Annotated in this window: 21 protein-coding genes and 1 pseudogene; 7 read left to right on the top strand and 15 right to left on the bottom strand. The window is 41.0% G+C overall.

Annotation, left to right across the window (positions count from 1 at the left end):
• Positions 1-397 precede the first annotated feature (397 nt).
• Positions 398-874 (top strand): PD-(D/E)XK nuclease superfamily protein, encoded by a 477-nt coding sequence (locus RMZ42_RS21980; protein WP_322673397.1) that lies wholly within the window; start codon positions 398-400, stop codon positions 872-874.
• On the opposite strand, the gene RMZ42_RS21975 is transcribed toward RMZ42_RS21980, so the two are convergent.
• Positions 846-1,703 (bottom strand): DNA adenine methylase, encoded by an 858-nt coding sequence (locus RMZ42_RS21975; protein ID WP_322673396.1) that lies wholly within the window; start codon positions 1,701-1,703, stop codon positions 846-848. The genes RMZ42_RS21980 and RMZ42_RS21975 overlap by 29 nt on opposite strands.
• Before the next feature lie 165 nt (positions 1,704-1,868).
• On the opposite strand from RMZ42_RS21975, the gene RMZ42_RS21970 reads away from it, so the two are divergent.
• The 3 genes from RMZ42_RS21970 (at position 1,869) to RMZ42_RS21960 (ending at position 3,697) form a co-directional block, all read left to right on the top strand.
• The gene (locus RMZ42_RS21970) at positions 1,869-2,075 is read left to right on the top strand and encodes a DUF751 family protein (protein ID WP_322673395.1); all 207 of its coding nucleotides are present in this window, start codon (positions 1,869-1,871) and stop codon (positions 2,073-2,075) included.
• Positions 2,076-2,195: 120 nt separating this feature from the next.
• Positions 2,196-2,615, top strand: coding sequence for a 30S ribosome-binding factor RbfA (gene rbfA, locus RMZ42_RS21965; RefSeq protein WP_322673394.1), 420 nt, complete (start codon positions 2,196-2,198; stop codon positions 2,613-2,615).
• An 845-nt stretch (positions 2,616-3,460) separates the two neighbouring features.
• Entirely contained in the window at positions 3,461-3,697 is a 237-nt protein-coding gene (locus RMZ42_RS21960) for a DUF4327 family protein (RefSeq protein ID WP_094347157.1), read from the top strand.
• A 525-nt stretch (positions 3,698-4,222) separates the two neighbouring features.
• Here the strand turns inward: RMZ42_RS21960 and RMZ42_RS21955 are convergent.
• Together RMZ42_RS21955 and RMZ42_RS21950 are read right to left on the bottom strand one after the other, a co-directional pair.
• Entirely contained in the window at positions 4,223-4,576 is a 354-nt protein-coding gene (locus RMZ42_RS21955) for a hypothetical protein (protein ID WP_289797408.1), read from the bottom strand.
• 342 nt (positions 4,577-4,918) lie between these two features.
• Positions 4,919-5,665, bottom strand: a complete 747-nt coding sequence (locus tag RMZ42_RS21950) for a 3-oxoacyl-ACP reductase family protein (RefSeq protein ID WP_322673393.1) — start codon at positions 5,663-5,665, stop codon at positions 4,919-4,921.
• Positions 5,666-5,755: 90 nt separating this feature from the next.
• Here RMZ42_RS21950 and RMZ42_RS21945 point away from each other — a divergent pair, with 90 nt between their 5' ends.
• On the top strand, positions 5,756-6,364 hold the full coding sequence (locus tag RMZ42_RS21945; protein WP_322673392.1) for a TetR/AcrR family transcriptional regulator: 609 nt from the start codon (positions 5,756-5,758) through the stop codon (positions 6,362-6,364).
• Positions 6,365-6,884: 520 nt separating this feature from the next.
• Here the strand turns inward: RMZ42_RS21945 and RMZ42_RS21940 are convergent.
• The 10 genes and pseudogenes from RMZ42_RS21940 to RMZ42_RS21890 form a co-directional block, all read right to left on the bottom strand.
• The gene (locus RMZ42_RS21940) at positions 6,885-7,289 is read right to left on the bottom strand and encodes a response regulator (RefSeq protein WP_322673391.1); all 405 of its coding nucleotides are present in this window, start codon (positions 7,287-7,289) and stop codon (positions 6,885-6,887) included.
• A gap of 575 nt (positions 7,290-7,864) precedes the next feature.
• Entirely contained in the window at positions 7,865-9,487 is a 1,623-nt protein-coding gene (gene guaA, locus RMZ42_RS21935; protein WP_322673390.1) for a glutamine-hydrolyzing GMP synthase, read from the bottom strand.
• 228 nt (positions 9,488-9,715) lie between these two features.
• Entirely contained in the window at positions 9,716-10,831 is a 1,116-nt protein-coding gene (gene cbiD / locus RMZ42_RS21930; protein WP_322673389.1) for a cobalt-precorrin-5B (C(1))-methyltransferase CbiD, read from the bottom strand.
• Positions 10,832-11,084: 253 nt separating this feature from the next.
• Entirely contained in the window at positions 11,085-11,714 is a 630-nt protein-coding gene (locus RMZ42_RS21925; protein ID WP_322673388.1) for a hypothetical protein, read from the bottom strand.
• 107 nt (positions 11,715-11,821) lie between these two features.
• Positions 11,822-12,162: pseudogene (locus RMZ42_RS34785) on the bottom strand (DUF433 domain-containing protein).
• A gap of 35 nt (positions 12,163-12,197) precedes the next feature.
• Positions 12,198-12,449, bottom strand: coding sequence for a DUF6887 family protein (locus RMZ42_RS21910; RefSeq protein ID WP_322673385.1), 252 nt, complete (start codon positions 12,447-12,449; stop codon positions 12,198-12,200).
• Complete coding sequence (locus tag RMZ42_RS21905) at positions 12,436-12,624, bottom strand: DUF6888 family protein (RefSeq protein WP_099099501.1); 189 nt, start codon at positions 12,622-12,624, stop codon at positions 12,436-12,438. Before RMZ42_RS21905 ends, RMZ42_RS21910 begins: the two co-directional genes overlap by 14 nt.
• Positions 12,625-12,673: 49 nt before the next feature.
• Positions 12,674-12,970, bottom strand: a complete 297-nt coding sequence (locus tag RMZ42_RS21900) for a hypothetical protein (RefSeq protein ID WP_322673384.1) — start codon at positions 12,968-12,970, stop codon at positions 12,674-12,676.
• Positions 12,971-13,006: 36 nt separating this feature from the next.
• A complete protein-coding gene (locus RMZ42_RS21895; RefSeq protein WP_322673383.1) occupies positions 13,007-13,603 on the bottom strand; it encodes a DUF3177 family protein in 597 nt (198 codons plus the stop codon).
• A 479-nt stretch (positions 13,604-14,082) separates the two neighbouring features.
• Positions 14,083-14,328, bottom strand: a complete 246-nt coding sequence (locus tag RMZ42_RS21890; protein WP_322673382.1) for a Calvin cycle protein CP12 — start codon at positions 14,326-14,328, stop codon at positions 14,083-14,085.
• Between the two features lie 363 nt (positions 14,329-14,691).
• Here RMZ42_RS21890 and RMZ42_RS21885 point away from each other — a divergent pair, with 363 nt between their 5' ends.
• Positions 14,692-15,924 carry an FIST signal transduction protein gene (locus tag RMZ42_RS21885; RefSeq protein ID WP_322673381.1) on the top strand — a complete coding sequence of 411 codons (1,233 nt, stop codon included), beginning with the start codon at positions 14,692-14,694 and terminating at the stop codon, positions 15,922-15,924.
• Positions 15,925-16,148: 224 nt separating this feature from the next.
• Here the strand turns inward: RMZ42_RS21885 and RMZ42_RS21880 are convergent, their stop codons facing one another.
• Positions 16,149-17,276 (bottom strand): metallophosphoesterase family protein, encoded by a 1,128-nt coding sequence (locus RMZ42_RS21880; protein ID WP_322673380.1) that lies wholly within the window; start codon positions 17,274-17,276, stop codon positions 16,149-16,151.
• Positions 17,277-17,673: 397 nt separating this feature from the next.
• Here RMZ42_RS21880 and RMZ42_RS21875 point away from each other — a divergent pair, with 397 nt between their 5' ends.
• The gene (locus RMZ42_RS21875) at positions 17,674-18,546 is read left to right on the top strand and encodes an S-methyl-5'-thioadenosine phosphorylase (protein WP_322673379.1); all 873 of its coding nucleotides are present in this window, start codon (positions 17,674-17,676) and stop codon (positions 18,544-18,546) included.
• A gap of 660 nt (positions 18,547-19,206) precedes the next feature.
• On the opposite strand, the gene RMZ42_RS21870 is transcribed toward RMZ42_RS21875, so the two are convergent.
• A complete protein-coding gene (locus RMZ42_RS21870) occupies positions 19,207-19,797 on the bottom strand; it encodes a hypothetical protein (protein WP_322673378.1) in 591 nt (196 codons plus the stop codon).
• Positions 19,798-19,861 lie beyond the last annotated feature (64 nt).

The raw sequence follows: 19,861 nt of genomic DNA, 5'->3' as shown, positions 1-19,861 counted from the left end.
CGAATTTAGCTTATACACTAAATACAAAATTTCATTAATTCGTAGCGAATTCTTTGTGTGCCTCTGCGCTTCCCTCTGCGTCCCTACCCTTCGGGAAAGCGTTCGCGTAGCGTCTCGTAGAGAAGCGCCTATGCGTTTAAATTTCACCCCTCAATTCGCCGCAATCTTCCACAAATAACTCTTATCTGAATTTATCTAAATTACTAACTCCTCCCTCATCCAAATTATTAATACATTTGTATTTATTTAGTACAAAAATACCAATATTTTTCGATTTTTCACCCATTAATCCAACTACGTTTAGCCAAAATCAAAAATTCATATTAAGCAACTGAACCTTTTTTACTACTTCTGTGAAATCCTATAATAAGCAGGACTTTTGGCAGAGGAATTGAAGATGGCTCTGACTCAAGGCGGACGGGCAAATAAGTCTGGAAATATTTTAGAAGCAAATGTAGAAGCAATCTTGTATGGGCATAATTATTTCCAAGTAGGGAACTATGTCCAAAAAGAATTTATACTAAATGCTACTTTATTGCCAAAACGTTATGGAAAAGAAGTCTATATTGGAACTGGAATTTATCATACTTATCTGAAGGTTGATTTTTATGTTGTCGGCTCATCTGCAATGCCGTCTGGTTTAATTTTCGAGTGTAAATGGCAAGAAAGTCCTGGTTCGGTTGATGAAAAATTTCCTTACTTGAACATGAATATTCAGCACTATTACCCAGCACCAACTATCGTAATTTTAGGCGGTGAAGGTATGCGAGAAGGCGCAAGCCAATGGCTGAAAGCAAGAGTTAATGATAACCATAATTTATTAGCAGTTTATAGCTTAGATAGATTCATTGCTTGGGCAAATAAAAATCTTTAGAAGATGTAATTAATAGTTCGTTAATAACACCTCTCTTTTTTATTTTTGAGTTAATTGAACGCGCTGCTTTAATTTGGTAAGTTTCAAAATTGATATCAGTATAAATTTTTTGAATAAATTCACTATCAGAATTGCATACCATAACTTTGACACCACGACTTGCTAACTCTGCACAAGTATCTCTTAAAAGTTCTTGGTCTTTTTGACTAAAAGAATTTTGACTATAAGCAGTGAAATAGCTAGTATCACTGATAGGATGGTAGGGCGGATCAAAAAATACAAAGTCATCACTGCTAGTCGCATGATTTAGAACTTCTGTAAAATCTGCTTGTTTAATTTCTGCATGGAAAAGTGCTTCGGAAGCAGCTTTTAGTAAAACCTCAGCACAAATATTGGGATTGTCATATCTGCCTAATGGCACATTGAATTTTCCCTGTGAGTTGACTCGATAAAGACCATTAAAACAAGTCTTATTAAGATAAATTAGACGAGCCGCTTTTTCTATATCAGTACCACTAGAGTTGTTTCTGACACTATAATAATAATCTTTATTATGTTGGATTTTATGCTGTTTTAATAGAGAAATTAATTCTTCTACACAGTCTCTAACACAACAATAAGTGTTAATTAACTCGGCATTAATATCAGTTAAAATGGCTGCACTTGGTTGGAGATAGAAAAAAACAGCACCACCACCTAAAAATGGCTCATAGTAATTTTTATAACTCTTGGGAAAATAAGGAATATATTGCTGTATCAACCGACTTTTACCCCCTGCCCACTTCAAAAATGGACGCGGGCTAGTCTCCTTCGAGGCTTGAATAACCATTTACTTACAATTTAACTGAAAATAATTATGACTAAATAAAGCCAATATAACCGACAAGCCAAATTTTAGATTAACTGGCTAATTTTCCAGCCGCATATATTACAATTGAGTAGATAAAGCATATCAAAACAAACGTAAGTATATAACAAGGCAGTTTAAATTCAGATGTTTGACGGATTTTGGGATAACGTTTTTCGCTACCCCCGGTACTTAATTACGATCGTCTTAGGCTTGTTTTTGAACACCTTTGCGCCATTAGTGCCATTGTTGAAACGCCCTATCACCTCGATCGCTATCTTGGGTTTATTTGTGAGCAGCCTAGTCTTCCTTACTTTCACTCTACGGGCAATGCTGGGCTTGAGTCCAATCTAGACTAGCGTTATATCGGGGCTGTGCCCCACAGACGGTTGCTTTTGGCGTTGCTCCCGCTAAGTACTGTCTATTCTGTATCTATATTTTGTCGTACAACCTCTGTGATGAGGCGAAATTTTTATGGCTACAAATCGTCGGGTTTCCCGCGTTGCTGAACTGATCAAACGGGAAGTTAGCCAAATGCTGCTTAACGGAATTAAGGATGACCGTGTTGGTACCGGAATGGTCAGTGTGACTGATGTTGATGTTTCCGGCGACCTGCAACACGCCAAAATCTACGTCAGCATCTATGGTACAGATGAAGCTAAGGTAGAAACAATGGCAGGCTTAAAGTCGGCTACAGGTTATGTCCGCAGCGAACTGGGGGCGCGAGTACGGCTACGTCGTACACCAGAGGTGATATTTCTTGAAGATCGCTCTATAGAACGCGGTAATAAAGTATTAGCACTACTAAATCAACTTAACCACGATCGCCCGCCAGAAAATCTGGAAGCAGTAGAAGACAGCACTGTTCAAAATGATGAAGAATTCTCCGAATAAGTAACTAAAACAACAATGTAACTTCAGAACAATTAATCTCAGCAAATCCGCCAAACAGTTTACAGACGTGACTAGATCGCGTCTGTTTTAATGTGAACATAACCTAATTCAGCAAGACACTTCTCTTCTTTTAGGCAAAACAAGGTTTAAACATTCTTCCTTGCTAAAACTCTCTTCCTTGATGGGTGGAATATTCACTAATTCTGAAATTCTGACTCCTGTTTATGTGTATCCTGATTACGAATTAGAGTATTACTCGACCCTGACCCTTTTACAGATGTTTTTCAAAAGAAAATGGGATGGTCTTAGTGCTGAAATTAACTAAGAAATTACAGGCTTACTTAATAAATTGTTAACAGATGCTATGGTTAAAGGCTTCGTAGTATACTTCATCCGTTATATTTTGTAACAGTTTATACCTCATCAACTGACAAATATTATTGTGTTGTTTACCTTAGATCAATACCCGCAGTTATAGATCCAGCTTTTAAGGTGATTATTTGATATGTAAGCGATGGCGATATAAACCCTTCCCACCCACCAAATCTTGCCTAAATACAGTAATGGCAAGACTTTCAGACTTGTGGCATCAAAGTCATACAGTTACATAAGCAGGTTAAGTTAACTACTGGGAATTTTTTTTGTAAAGCGGATTTTCGACAAATGTCAGGATTCGTTGACTTTCTTAACATTTCTTGAGATAATTTCAGGAGATGTAGCGTCAAAATAAAAATAGTTCCGTATAGCAAACTACAAAATCTTAGCCACAAGTCTAATTTCTGTAATGTTTGTTCCTAATTTTTAACGGGAACACTATCGTAAGTGTTAATTTGTGAGTAAAAACCATGAGTGTGAATACGGTGCCTTCTATCAATTACTACTCTCTAGATGTGATTCAAGACGAAGCACGCCGACTGGTGCAAAAGGGAATGGTTAGCCGACAACAGCCAATATACAGCCTCTGCCAATACATTCCAGCTAGAGAGTGGGTTTGCGTTGAATGTGAATTAGAGAAATGTGACTTTTTGTTACGCGATCGCATTGGCGACCTAATTGGTCGCGAACAGTGGGACAACGACTAATCAATGTTTGATGTTAGGTTTGGGATTGGGAGTTTGTTTTTGATGTGTGGATTTCACCATCAACGATTCAACCCTCAATCTAGGGGAATAATCTCTAGTTTTTTGATGAGCATTACTCTATATAGAATCTTGCGTTATTGATTAATACAGAAGCATTGGAGTCTGAATTTATACAACTTTTCAAGTTAAAGAAGGCATCAAAACCATTTGTTCTGTACATTTGGTGTCACGGCTTGAGTTTAGTATGTAAATTCTGTGAAGTTCCTACATCGATCCGATAGAAGTGTAGGAACTTCACTTTTGACTCGCAATTTATGGCATCGCTTCCCTCAAGTAAGTGATAAGCTGCTTGCTGTTCAAAACCAAAATCCGTCTAGAAAAGTTTGCTAAGTCGGGCTAACCGACACCAGTTGCGACAACAAAGGGAACTTCGCCAGCAACTGGCTCAACTTTCACAAAATCCAAAATTTTTATAGTATTTTTTCTGAAAAAATCTCGAAAAGAACAGAAAAATTGGATGAACTATTATCCTACTTGCTCTAAATATTGATTAATGTCTTCAATGATGCGAGTAAGTTCAGCCTCAGTAGTCAAGCGAATGTTGACATTGCGGACAGTCAGCAAAACCTTGGCTGCGAAAGGTGTTGGCCAGATATTAGGATTACAAAAAACTTCTAAAAATACTTCACCCGTATAACGATATTCCAGGGGAGGCTGGGGAGTGACTCTACCACCGCCAGGAGTGGGTTTAGCGGCGATCGCTTTTAGGCGTTCCATCAGTTGATCCGTTGCTGCCTTTAATTCTCGTGCTGCTTGGGGTGAAAAACTGAAAGAGACTGAACCCTCAATCAAATTCAATGTTAGAGGAATTGAAGACATATTTTTTATTATTAAAACTTCTTGATAAGTACTTATATTACCGGAATAAGGGGTTTGAATCCCACTCTGAGAGTTCCTGATGTCTTTTTCAAAGACCATTATTACCGTTGCGGGTAATTCGTTAGTCTGTCAAGACAAGTATTCTGTCCTGGGTAAATAAGTTTGTAGTAAGTTAGCGCGGTCTTCTCCCAAAGGGAGAGGCTAGCGCCAAGGGGGTTTCCCCTATGAGCGACTAACGAACCCGTTCGCGCATCGTCTTTGTTAGGATGAAGTGCTTACTACGTAACAGGCTTTCATTGGCTTGCAATCACAGTATTACTTAGTCGTTTTGTTACCGCCGAATCAGGCTGTGAAGCCACCATCAATGTTCAGGCTCGCACCAGTAACGAAACCGGCTTCTGCACTGGCAAGATAGGAAACCATGTCGGCTACTTCTTCACTCCGACCATAGCGCTGGAGGGCAGTCATACTTCTCATAGTGTCGGCAAAGGAACCCTCCGCTGGGTTCATGTCAGTATCCACCGGGCCGGGTTGGATATTATTTACTGTAATGCCACGAGGGCCGAGATCGCGGGCCAGACCGCGCGTAAAACTTGCGATCGCACCCTTGGTCAAAGCATAGACGGAACCACCAGCAAATGGCATGATGTCACTGTTGACGCTGCCAATCATAATAATCCGTCCGCCCTCGCCAATATGGCGGACAGCCTCTTGAGTTGCCACAAACACGCCCTTAATATTAACCGCGATGATTCGGTCAAAATCATCTAATGAGAACTCATCGATAGTAGCCAAAGTGGCGATCCCCGCATTGTTTACGAGGATATCGAGACGACCAAAAGCTTTTACAGTCTCGGTGACAGCATTTTTCACCGCTTCAGCGTTGGCACTGTCGGCGCGAATAGCCAAAGCTTGCCCACCTGCTGTTTCGATCGCTTGCACCACCTCATCGGCTTTTTGCGGCGAGCTAGTGTAAGTGAGGGCAACAGCTGCCCCATCTTGTGCTAGACGTTTAGCGATCGCTGCCCCCAAACCGCGTGAGCCACCTGTTACCAATGCCACCTTTCCAGTAAGTTTTTTGTTGCTCATAGTATTCTTTTGTCGTTAAACTTTTGTATCGTCTGGTATAGATATAAAGCATGGGGGTAAGCCTGTCAAGAAATTATTATACTGATGAGTATGAAACAGGAAAAAACCACTGCGGCCATAGGCCGACCCCGCGAGTTCGATACCGATGAAGCGCTCAATCGTGCAATGTATGTGTTCTGGCGCAAGGGTTATCTAGGCACATCCCTCTCTGATCTGACCGAGGCTATGGGCATTAATCGTCCTAGCCTTTACGCCGCCTTTGGGAACAAAGAATCTCTATTTCGCAAAGTGCTGGCTCGCTATGCCGACGGGCCATCAGCTTATCTTCGTGAGGCTCTCAAAGAGCCAACTGCGCGCCAGGTCGCCGAGAAGATGATGCACGGGGTCGTTGACTTAGGAACCGATCCGCATAATCCACCCGGATGTCTCTGGGTTCATGGCACGCTTTCATGCGGAGATCCAGCTGACCCGATCCAGCAGGAATTGTCTGCACGCCGAGAATCGAGTGAAGCTTCTGTGCGTAAGCGTTTCGAGCAGGCGATTTTGGAGGGGGACTTGTCGGCTGATTCCGATCCAGCGGCTCTCGCCCGCTTTGTCGTGACAGTCAATTGTGGAATATCAGTTCTGGCGGCAACCGGAGCTACCCGAACGGAACTCCTACGAGTTGTGGAGACAGCGTTGCAAGCGTGGCCGCAGTAAAGATAGTGCCTATTTGGTATCACATGGGGAAACTGTCAGATTTCGCTCCTCAAATTTTAACAATTTTCTGAAAAAACTATGAGCTTCCTTATCTTTATCAGGCAGTAAATAACACTCATTAAGCCGATCGGTTATTTAGAGGAAATACAGACTACTGATGGTTTTTATAATGCTCGCAAACCTTATAAGTAGCGGTCGCTCATAAACAAAGAAAAAGAAAACTCATTTTTAGTCTAGAATCTTTGTCAAACATAACATCGTTTCAAATCGAGCAGATAGAAAAATGAGAGAGTATACAGATAAATAAACTAACAGACTTAAATAGATAATTGTTTATTTATTTTTAATCAAAGGTAAATTTTAGTTAATGTGTAAATGAGAAAATTTCCATCTAAGTACGATCGGGTTTACACTCAAACAAACTTATAACTCTTAAATAACCAATTCACTTTTAGATGAGGAACATGAGGCAGATAAGGCAAATAACAAATAAAAACCGACAAATGACTGCATTTTTGTGTTAATTCTTATAAGAAGCAACCAAATCTGCGACGAGCGCAACTAATTCTCCGGGATCGACTGGTTTAGGCACATGAGTCTGAAAACCCGCTTCTATAGCACGGCTACGATACTCGCTATCACCATAAGCAGTTAAAGCGATCGCTGGAAGTTTTCCATAAATATCAGGCTTTAGTGCCCGGATCTTGCGGATAAGAGTGTAGCCATCTTCATCAGGCATTGCGATATCACAAATCAAGACATCTGGTTGCAACTCAGGTAATACTTTCAATGCTACCGCTGCCGATGCAACTGCCATAATCGTGGCTCCATCAGCTTCCAACACAGTAGTAATGTAAAAGCGGCTATCATCATCATCATCAACTACGAGGATGTTTAAGCCAGCAAGGGGAAGGGCAGGTTCCATAACATCTCCATTAATGTTGATCGAATGAAATGTATTTCCAATAAGCTACTTATTTTTTATCTCGATCGCCACACCATTGGTAATTTTACTGCGATCGCGCCTATTTTCCTAGAATATAACTAAATTTGTCTAGTCACCATCCAATTGATGTTTAATTATTCACTGGTATTTATAATTATTTACTGGATAAAATTATGTTATTGTTTAAATTTCTTTACATTAAAAAATTAACTTTAACAATTCGTTAAAGTTTAAAAATAATCTTGCTAACTACTGACTGCTTTATTACTAACAGGTTTGGATTCAATACTTTTCGGATAAACCCAATAATCTCTTTTTTGGTCTGGGGAAAAGTAAATTCAAACCCTTTCCCTTTCTATTTTTCCCCTTACACGAAAAGTATTAGGTTTGGATTTTGATGGAGCTTGAAAAAAATCAAATAAATAGACAATGCCGAATCTTAAAACTAGTCAGGTCGGCATTGTCATTTTTAAATCAATACAGTTCAAATCAGCTTAAAACCTAGATGTAGAGACGCAATTTCTCGCATCTTTAAAGACCAACTCAAAGCTTGATTACTCCCATTCAATGGTTCCAGGTGGCTTAGAGGTGATGTCATAAACCACGCGATTCACCCCTTTTACCTCATTCACAATTCGAGTAGAAATCACTTCCAGGACATCATAAGGCACTCTTGCCCAATCAGCAGTCATGCCATCTTCACTGGTAACAATCCGCAAAACAATGGGGTAAGCGTAAGTACGTTGATCCCCCATAACGCCAACACTACGAATTGGTAGCAATACAGCAAATGCTTGCCAGAAATCATGATACATACCGCGTTGGTTAATTTCTTGCCGCACAATCAAATCAGCATCGCGCAAAATATTTAACCGCTCAGATGTAACTTCCCCCAGAATCCGAATTGCTAAACCAGGCCCAGGAAAAGGTTGCCGTTGAACAATTTCTTCTGGTAAACCAATGGAACGCCCAAGTTTACGGACTTCATCTTTAAATAGTTTCCGCAGTGGTTCGACCAATTTAAATCTTAGGTCTTTGGGCAAACCGCCAACATTGTGATGACTCTTAATTTTCACCGCTACCCGCTCACCAGTTTGGGGATCGACGTTGGTGTCCGCAGATTCAATCACATCTGGATAAAGAGTTCCTTGAGCTAGATAGTCAAAGTGACCGAGGCGCTTGGATGTTTCCTCAAATACACTGATAAATTCGTGTCCGATGCGGCGGCGTTTTTCTTCAGGATCTGTAATTCCGGCAACTTTAGCCAAAAAGCGATCGCGGGCATTAACATATTCAACAGGAATGTGAAACTGCTCTCGAAACAGCTTTACCAATCGCTCTGGCTCATATTTTCGCATAAAGCCTTGATCGATAAACACGCAAGTCAGTTGCTCGCCAATCGCTTTGTATAGCAAGAAAGCCAGGGTAGAAGAATCCACTCCACCAGACAGCGCCAACAGCACCCGCTTTTCACCAACTCTGGCGCGAATTTCTCGAATTGCTTCTTCAACAAAAGCCGCTGTTGTCCAAGTTGGTTCGCAATCGCAGATATGGTAGACAAAATTACGGATTAATGCTATGCCACCAACAGAATGCACCACCTCTGGATGGAACTGAACGCCGTAAAGTTTCTTTTCGTGGTCGGCGATCGCAGCGCAGGGAGTATTTTCTGTATGTGCTAACAATTCAAACCCTGATGGCATTTGGATAACTGAGTCTCCATGACTCATCCACATGGTAGTGCCATCTTCAACATTAGTAAGCAAATCTGTGGGATCGTCAATATATAATGAGGCTTTGCCGTATTCACCTCGATCGGCCTTTGCCACTTCCCCACCAAGTTGATTTACCATCAACTGCATCCCATAGCAAACACCCAAAATGGGTATTCCCAAATTCCAAATTTCTGGGTCACAATGGGGAGCGTTATCACCATAAACTGAACTTGGCCCACCTGAGAGAATTATTCCCTTGGGATTAAGTTGGCGCAAATGTTCAGAAGTAGTGCGATAGGATAAGACTTCCGAGTATACTTGAGTTTCGCGGATGCGACGGGCAATCAACTCAGAATATTGAGAGCCAAAATCCAAAATTACAATCAATTGGCGATCGAGCCGCCCAAAAGTTTCCAATGTTTGGGGCGCTTGTTCTGTTGGTAGAGTCACCGCTGTATTCATGACGGGAGTGTTATATCTGTTAAGGATAAATAGATGCTTTGTGGTTTATGGTGATGCTATTATCCAGCCTGGATAGGCTGATAATGGTATAAAAAGCCTTGACAAACGCTAGTTTACGTGCATTTGTCAAACCCCGGAGTTGGAGATGGTATTAAAACGATAAATCTACCCTAGAGTGGTTACTTAAAGGATTATTTTTTTGGATTGTTTACGATTATTCATAATAAATTAACATAATTTTCCCATCAACAGACCAGCAGTTTTACTCTTCACGATAATTTTGCGATCGCGATCGAAGAGAATAGAGCCACAGACTGTTACTTTTTTGCCGCTTTCGCTATGGCTTTGAATGTATTCTTGGGCACGAACATCGATAGTTTCGGCGATCGCACTGTAAACTTTATTTACCCAATTACTACTAGTTGCAGCATCTAGGGATTTTAAGTATGTTAGTGCTGCTTCAGCAGTAGCACTATTAAATACAGCTTGGACATCTGGTGATTTTAAACCTGCGATCGCACAGTGCGCTGACAAAATTTCCCGCCGTCCATCAGCCAAGTAATGATGGGTATGAAAAATTCCGCCAGCCAGCTTCATCAGCTTACCGTGATAGCCAAATAATAAGATTTCTTTTACACCCAGCACATCAGCTTCTACTAACATTGGGCCAAGCCAGTTAGCAGTTTTGACTAATTGTTCGGGATTAATCCCTAGTTTCCGCGCCAAATCTAGGCCATTCTCCCCGATACAGAATACTAAAGTTTCAAAACGACTGGCTTTATTTTGTAATTCTGCCCGAAAAACGGCAAGCTGATCTGGTGTACTTAAAGGTTGAGAAATACCAGTTGTGCCTAAAAGGGAAAGTCCTTCAACCACACCAAAGGCAGAATTTGAAGTCCGAACAGCAAGCGATCGCCCTTTAGGTAGAATAATCGTCACCGTGATTTTTTCCCCTGGTGCTAATATCCGTTGCAAATTCTCTTGCAACAGCCTTTGAGCATAAGCATAAATAGCAGGCTTGCGATCGGCATTTAATTGTCTACCAATTCCTTCTCCACCTTTAATAATTACTGCATCATCACCCTGTTCGCGCCATTCCACCAGCGCCCAAATCGGTGTATCTTTAGTCAAATCGAGATTATCACCAGGATCGCTGCGAGTTATTGCTAAAGCTGTATTTTCAGATAATCCTGCTACCTGTTCAATGGGAATTTCTGCAATTTGAGCGGGTTCAATCAAATCTACTGATGCTAAAGTTAGGGGTTGGCGATCGCGCAACCAGTCTAAAGCTGCAATAGCAGCAGCGCAGGCAAAGATGGGAAGTGTGTATCCAGAACGGGACATTTTGTAAATTCAAAAGTCAAAAGAATTCTTCAAAATTGTTCGCGCAGCGTCTCGTAGAGAAGACAGTTTCAGACGGCAATTTAGACCTAAACTGTAGTTTGCTTCCTTCAGGTTAAGGTTCTCCTTCAGAGGTGGCAAGCAACCTCGAACTCAGTACCAGCGATTTCCATCCGTCCGCTGCAAGGGTTTTTTATGCGGCTTGACAGCACTTTATTCCATCTATTTAACATAATATTACCTTTCAATAAGACGATCATTGATTAGTGTTTGCGGAGTTAACAGGTAAGTAGAATTGCCAACTTATCCAAAAACCAACGATAGTATTTAAGCTAGACACCGAAATTGCTGCCCAGAAAACGCTCTCCTTACTAGCAAAGTCAGAATTAATGATGAAAGAAAGAGCAACCGCAGCCCAAAGATTGTTAAACAACCACCGAATCTGAAGCCGAAGTCTTTGACGATCATCTGTCGTCAACAAAAGCCCAAAGCCAAGTACATCAATGAATAAAACAGTAACAAAAATAATAAAGAAGTAAGGATACAGTTGTTTATAAAAACTTAGAACTGTGAAAGCAATACTCTGGCTTATAACAATCACAAAATTTATGAGATATGCTTTACCCTCAAATATTGTGTTATCTAAGGTTTTCTCAAGAGACATCCAGTTGCCGTAAAAAAAACGAATAAGATTTAATATTAATAAACCGAAAATAAATGTTTCTTGAAAACGCGTAGGCGGTTTAAAGCCTGTAGACCACTGTCCTGCAATAAAACTTTCAAGCGCCTTCGTCAATGCTAGCCCAAGCATGACTACGACAACTTGCTTCAAAAATTCAACTTGGTGAGTTACCGTACCTATATCATGAGTTACTCTTACAGGCATCGTAGATTAACTCCACATCTTGCTTCATTAAGATAAGTAACCTGAGTAAATTATAACTTTTTAGTTCTAATCCACACAGTTTAACAGATTTTCGTCTATAGGCAGTTTCACAGGGACACCACAAATAACTTCTTCTCACGATCAACAGTAAAAGCTAGACACGCTTTGATATCTTCGGAAGTTAATTCAGAAAAATCCTCTCGGATTTCTGCTTTAGTCATTCCGCCTGCAAAATATAGCAATCCTAAATGAGTCGTGAAAAATATAGATAAGGAAACGAACCGCCAAGAACGCAAAGGGAAGAAAGAAGAAAGAGATATATAATTTTCACAAATGATTTAGGATTGCTATACTCCAAAATATCATAAACAGTGATTCGCATTCCCCGCATACAGGGTTTCTCACTGCATTTTCCAGGTTCAATCGTAATAATGTCATGGTAATTCATCAAAAAGTAGATAATCTTTCTTTAGCTCTCACAGATCACTCTTGGTCAGTCGGCTTCAACGCAGTGTTAGCCTGCTGACTACTGCTTCTTGCGGCTTCTAGCTTTTGGCGAATCGCTGCTTGAACCTTCTCATCAAAATCGGGATCGTCAGGGCTTGCAACAATCCTACGCGGACGCTGATTAAGCCTGTCTAAGTATGCTTGAAAAGCAGCTTGATCCCCGCGATGCTTGAGAAAATACTGTTTTAATTCAACATCAGACATCGAATCGTAATTAATTCGGCTCATCAGACAACTCTCCGTTGGGTAAAATTTGGAATTCAATCTCTTCGTCATACCCAGCAAGGATGTATACATTACGAGTCCGATTATCAACACAAATGAGGTATATGGGTTGAAGCATGATATACGTCAGTTGATAGCTAATACGATACAAACTTGCTACTTGAGCAGCAGTAGGCATTTTACTTAATTACACCAAAATTACGAACGAATTACGAATTAGTAATTAGTCAAACACCTACTTCTAATAATAAAGCTTCCATCGCTTCCCAAGAAATTCCTTGTTGAATATAACGAGGTGCTTCAGGATTGTAAGGACTGGCTACTCGGTCAATATTGATGATAATTGCCCCATCTGGTAGAACTGGTACATCTGCATCAAATGCCGTTGGACGCATCAAAGAACTGGAAAAGCCTTTGAAAATAGCAATTGTATCTTGCTCATCAGCAATTTCCACCGTTACAATTAGGACTTCTTTGGTGCGTTTAGCGGTGTATTGTTCCAGTCGCTTACCAATGGAATTCATTTTTTTTAGAGTAGGGGTATGATGGCGTAACGATGCTTATTGTGGTGTGGCTGAACGTCCCTGTTTGCCCAGCTTAATTAAAACAAAATAGCTCAAGTAAAGCACATAAATTACTAAACTAGTTATGCCAAGAAAACCTAAAAATTCAGCCTTGCTGTTAGCATGAAAATATTCTTTGAATAGTAACGGAGCTTCAAACCAGACACGACAATAGGGAGTCTTCAGCATATTGCCAGAAAAAGCACAACCCAAAAAAGGTATAAATGCTAGTGCGCCCAAAAAACAATAAACAGTTGTCGCCCAGCGCCAAGAGGTAAAAATCAATTTCAAAGAACCACTGGTTTGATACTCAATTTCATCGTTGATATCCACCCAAAACCACAGCGATATCGGGATCAAAATCTGAGCTATTAACCCAGAGATAAAGCTAACTGGATACTGGGCAATCATTAAGTAAACCGTGATTGCCACTAAGCTTGATACTCGCCAGTATATAGCCAATAAGCGTTGTATGCCTTCTGCTTTTTGTACAAATGCCCAAATCAGCAGAATTAGCGGAATAATTACCAAGAATAATACTGCCAGTCGGTAATCAATCCAGACGAAAGGTCGAAACCAAATATCATAGTCCATATTTTTTCTCAAACAATAGATAAAAAGAAGTCAGGAGTATGAATAAATTAAGTGCGATTTTATACCACTACCTGAATGTAGACTGCTAAATAAGGCAGGGGTATTAAACCCTTTTATTCAGGAGTCAGTCGGACTCCAATTCATCCTGAATTCTTCTTGATAATAGTTTATTGAATCTCGTATGACTAGAAGTCACGAGTATTACAAAAAATTTATAGGGGCGTACATCTGTACGCCCCTAGTGCCAATTAATTGGTTGTTTAATTTATGAAAATCGCAACTTATCCCTTTGGAAGAAGCCTATTGATTCAAATAAGGAATTTATTTTTTGTTTCCACGACTAAAATCCGTAGCTCCAAATAAAACGCTTGCGAGTGGAGGACATTGGTGAGTTTCCACGTCCTCTACTCTGGGCGTCTTCTTTAGTCAATGCTGGTTGTTTGCTAACCAAGCAACATAAAATCCAGTTACCTCAATTTCTAGTCGTCGTAAACGCGGCATTCAATGGCATCTGGGTTGTCATCACAATACTGTTCTAGAGAATTTTTTGGCTTGCTTTGGCGCTTGTGGGAAGCTTCGGCTTGTAATTCTTCTACTGCATCCCAAGCAGCAGCACACTCTGGTGAGTTGCTACCGTTAATATCACAGACAGTACGCGCTTGTTCCACTTCTTGTTGGATTTGCTCTTGGATGTCGCTTTTTGCTGTTTCTTGGATGTTGGTCATTGCTTTAGTCTCGTTATGTGTTGTTAATACTAGTATAGAAAATGGCAGGTTTTCGCTTGATTAATAACCATTCTAACCATTTAGCCGATGGTAAGTTAGTTTTTTAGCCATTGATTTATAACCAATACAGCAAGCTACTCTATCTATAATGCATTTATCTTTATTTTTTAAGATTTTGTGGAATTAGTAGCATAGATAAATAATCATACAATATATTTAGATGCCTATATTAGGGAATGACAACTCTAGCTTCTTGGGATGGAGGAGACAAAGGGCTGGCATCAATTATTGTAAGATGCAATTCTTCCCAAAATAAAAAGTCAAAATCTACTAGCCTAAAATAGAGAAAGAAGCTCAAAATTCATGGCAGACCAAATGCAGTGGGCAAATGCCCTATCAACCCGTCATTCTCTGGAAGCCGCTGTTACAGATGTGGTGGAACGAGCTGTTTCATCGTTAACAGCACCTGCGGATTTAGGACTGGTATTCATTTCGTCTGCTTTTACGAGTGAGTATTCCCGACTGTTACCCTTGTTAGCTGAGAAACTTTCTGTGCCTGTGCTAATTGGCTGTAGTGGTGGTGGTGTAATTGGGACAACAGTTAACGGAGAAACCCAAGAATTAGAAGCTGAACCAGCTATTAGCTTGACTTTAGCACACCTTCCAGGGGTGAAGATTCAAGTTTTTCATGTTGTTGCTGAAGAATTACCTGATTTAGACAGTTCGCCAGATGCTTGGCTTGATTTGATCGGTGTACCACCATCACCGACACCGCAGTTCATCTTGTTGTCTAGTTCTTTCGCCTCTGGAATCAATGATTTGTTGCAGGGGCTGGATTTTGCTTATCCAGGATCGACGATCGTCGGGGGACAGGCTAGTGGTGGAGGTATGGGTGGTCGTGTTGCCCTTTTTTGTAACGATACTAACGGTGAGGAACAGCAAAACTTGTATCGTGAGGGCACTGTTGGTATAGCTTTGACTGGCAATATTGTTTTAGAAACGATTGTTGCCCAAGGATGCCGACCGATTGGTAAACCATTGCAAGTTACAAAAGCCGATCGCAATATCATTCTAGAGTTAGATGAGCAAGTGCCTCTAGTGGTGTTGCGAGATTTGATTGCTAGTCTCAGCGAACAAGAACGGATTTTAGCACAGCATTCTCTGTTTGTTGGTGTGGCAATGGATGAATTTAAGCTGGCTTTGCAGCAAGGAGACTTTTTAATACGTGGTATTCTTGGAGTCGATCCAAATGCAGGGGCGATCGCAATTGGCGATCGCGTTCGTCCTGGTCAAAGGCTGCAATTCCATCTACGCGATGCCCAAGCCTCTGCTGAAGACCTCGAATTACTCCTCCAAAGTTACCAACATCAACGAGAATCTGAACCCTCGGCTGTAGCTGCTTTGATGTTTTCTTGTCTGGGACGAGGTGAAGGACTCTATGGTAAACCTAACTTCGATTCTGAATTATTTCAGCGCTACCTTAACGATATTCCTATAGGTGGCTTTTTCTGTGGCGGTGAAATCGGCCCTGTTGGTGGCAGAACCTTTTTACACGCCTACACCTCAGCATTTGGAATTTGTCGCCAAAATCAGTAATGAGTTTGTCATTTGTCATTGGGCGTTGGTTATTAATTATTCCCTTCTGCCTTGCGTCAGCCCTAATAATTATGTGTTCAACCGGACTTGATATAACTCCTCACTCCTAATTCGGCAATTTGAGATTTTGGCCGCACCTTTGGTATGCTGACAGTGCAATGCCGGATTTTGGATTGCCTTTCTTTGTAAAAATCTAAAATCTAAAATCCAAAATTGAATGACTTCTAACTCTTATTCAGTACAAGTGTGCTGTTATTATCAATCATCGTCAAATTTTCAGCAGTAGCTATGCCTGGATGGGGTTGTAATGCACTATATGTCTGAATGTAGCGCCGCACTTCTGGGGGAAAATGAGGGTAATCTAACACCGCATCCCCATCGGCAATAGTTGCCCAGAAGTCGCGCAAACCAGGAGCTAATTCTTTTGCTTGTGATAATGGTAAGTTTAATGGAGAGTGAGTTAGTAGCTTAATTAGAAAAGGGAAAGAGCGATCGCCCATCCACTGCCTTGATAACTGTTGCAAGTTAGGGAACTCAGGCACTGACTCTACGCGATGGGATAAAATCTGCAACGATTCTTTACCTTGGTTATCCCGATGAAACTCTAACACTCGATAAGGGTGAGGATAGCTAACTAAAGAACCAGTGGTAATATCATATACCCCATCTGAGTAAGCAATGTCCTGAACGTGCAAATGCCCTGTAAATACTAACTTGACTCCGTAGCGCCTCAACAGCTGCAATAGTTCTGTTGAATTGGACAACATATAGCGATTTGCCAGTGGATGGTTCGATTGATTGGGCAGATGTTCCACTACATTATGATGCACCATCACCAAAACTAAGTCATCACCAGATGCCGCTAGCACTTCTTCTAACCACCGTAGCTGTTTGGTATCCAAACACCCCACTTGCTCTCCCCGGTCGTTAAAGGAGTTAGAATTTAGTCCAATCAGCTTAACTCCAGGCAATAACTGACGAATGTAGTAAATCTGCTGCGGATCTTCGTAGCCAAACTTTGTGTAATAGTAGGGAAAATCGGCAAAAGCAATCGATTGCCGATCGGCCAACAGCACAGGAACGTCATGATTACCAGGAACAACATAGACGGGAAAAGGTAGCTGGGCTAAACATTGTTGTAACCAGGCGTGGTTTTCTGGTTCGCCGTGCTGGGTTAAATCTCCTGGCAACAACAAGAAATCTAAATCGAGTTGTGTTAAATGTTCTAGTACACTTTTAAATGCTGAGATACTTACTTCCACCAGATGAAATCGGCTGGGATGATCCCAGATTGTGTGAGGAAGTGCCAGGTGTAAGTCGCTGACTACCGCAAAGCGAAAATTGAGACTCATTGATTTATGAAAATGTTAAAAGCAGGGGTTAAAATAAGCCTTTTCCCAAAAGTATAACGCTTGCTTTGTTTCCCTGCGTAGAAGTGCGTATATTTAATATTTATATACATTAAATATTGATTACACACTATGGTGACGATTAACTTAAGGGCTAATGATAACCATTAATCTCCAAAAATTATCAGAAATTTGATTGCTCAAAATTATTAATTAACCCTCGAATAACTGGGTGATGATTTCTATCTGCACCTAAACAAACAATTAATGGGTAATAATTCAATAGTGTTAGCGGCACGAAATACGATCGCATAGCTCATTCTAGACATCGCTTTGTTTTCTGCTACTCCCCTTTTCGATAAAATAACTGAGCAGATCGGTAAAGAACAGGTTCAGAATCATGGCTCAAGCTAGTATTGGGATTATAGGTGGTAGCGGTCTTTACAAAATGGATGCGCTCAAAGATATCGAAGAAGTGCGAGTCGAGACTCCTTTTGGTTCACCATCTGATGCTTTGATTCTAGGGACTTTGGATGGTACACGGGTAGCCTTTTTAGCGCGTCATGGCCGCAATCACACGCTTTTACCCTCTGAATTACCGTTTCGCGCTAATATCTATGCAATGAAGCAATTGGGTGTGAAATATTTAATTTCAGCTAGTGCTGTGGGTTCCTTGAAGTCAGAGGCGAAACCACTGGATATGGTGGTGCCAGATCAGTTTATCGACAGGACAAAAAATCGGATTTCAACGTTTTTTGGTGAGGGAATTGTAGCTCACATTGCCTTTGGCGATCCGATTTGTCAGAATTTGGCAACTGTGTTGGCAGATGCGATCGCATCTCTCAATTTACCAGAAGTTACTCTCCATCGCGGTGGCACTTATGTATGCATGGAAGGGCCAGCTTTTTCTACTAAGGCAGAATCGAATCTTTACCGCAGTTGGGGTGCAACAATCATTGGGATGACGAATTTACCAGAGGCGAAGTTGGCAAGGGAAGCGGAAATTGCTTATGCAACCTTAGCGCTGGTGACAGATTACGATTGTTGGCATCCAGACCATGACAATGTGACAGTGGAGATGGTGATTGGCAATTTGCTGCGGAATGCTGTGAATGCTCAAAAGGTGATTCAAGAAACTGTGCGGCGCTTGAGTGAAAATCCACCACTGAGTGAGGCGCATTCGGCGTTGCAATATGCAATTTTGACTCAATTGGATAAAGCACCACCAGCGACAAAGGAAAAGTTAGGGTTATTGTTGCAGAAGTATTTGTAGTATTGCTGATGAATGAGCGATGTTTATGACGGGCTACGCTTACGCAGTTTCTTAATACAGTTTTGCGTAAAAGCGTAGCGTTTTTAATGCAAGGGAACGCATTGACAATGCAAGCCGACGCATTAACAAGGCGGCCACCGCATTAACAAGGCAGGGTATTGCCTTTCATTAATTCGCTAGGAATTAATGAAATGCTGTATTTAGATTAAAACAAGAGCGATCGCTACGAAGAGCTATTCGGTGAGGTAACATCATCATGAAATTATAGAGGCGATCGCTCATTACTAAAATCTAATCAAAAGACCTCTCCCTTGTTTTACTACGCAAAACCGTCCCTCTCCGACTCGGAGAGGGACAGACTTGAACTAAAGTTCAAGGCAGGGAGAGGTTCATCGAACTCACGCGATCTTAAATCCTGCCCACATAAAACTAAAATAAAGCCTGCATAAGCAGGCTTTATTTTAGTAACCCCAGACTTTAATCTGTGGGCGCTTTTATATTTTTACAAGAGATTCAATGACTAAGCTGTTACGCATTTAAGTTGTATATTAAAGGAGCGATCCTTGTCATTAGTTATTTGTTTTCAAATGACAGATGACCAATTGACTTAGGACAGTCTTAACGTCAAAATGTACAATTTAGAAGCGCATCAGCTTAATTTCAATCGACTGTGTTCTTAACTGCTTTGCCTGCATCTTCAGCTGTGCGCTTAACATTTTTACCAGCATCCTCAGCTCCACGCTGAACATTTGTCGTCACGTCTTCAGCAGCATTCTGGGTATTACCCTTGATATTTTCAATTCCTCGCTGAGTTCCCTTAACAAGACCTTTGCCAAGTTCTTCAGCTGAACCACCTATATCTTCACCCAGGTTCTTGACTCTTCCACCAAGAGATGTCCCTTGTTTGTAATTTTCGCCATATTGCTCTGGGCTGTCAATTCCCTTCCGATCGATATTCTTTTGAGCATTTTTTACTAGGGCCTTAGCTCTGTCATTAGCTGCCTTTTCATCTTGCGCTCTGGGATCTACATCACTAAAGTTATTTATTCCACCAGTAGGGGAATTCAGAGGATAATCTTTTGTGGCATCGTATCGTTCAATATTAGGTGCTTGAGCACCAGGTTGTGGTGGCTGTGTTGCTATTCCTGGAGCACCACAAGCCTGTGTCATAAATAGAAAGATTCCTGCTAAAAAAACAGTTGCAACTTTCAAGGGACGAATATTTTTCAGCCAATTCATTGCTTTTCTCATACTTCTAAGTCCTTGCATTTTTGTGACTAAGTTAAACTTCAACCAAGATGGCATTTGGAATTAA

Origin of the sequence: Nostoc sp. DedQUE05 (assembly GCF_034530955.1) — a bacterium.
Taxonomy (GTDB): domain Bacteria; phylum Cyanobacteriota; class Cyanobacteriia; order Cyanobacteriales; family Nostocaceae; genus Nostoc.
The sequence above is the reverse complement of the archived record's forward strand: the minus strand, read 5'-3'. Positions and strand labels throughout refer to the sequence as shown.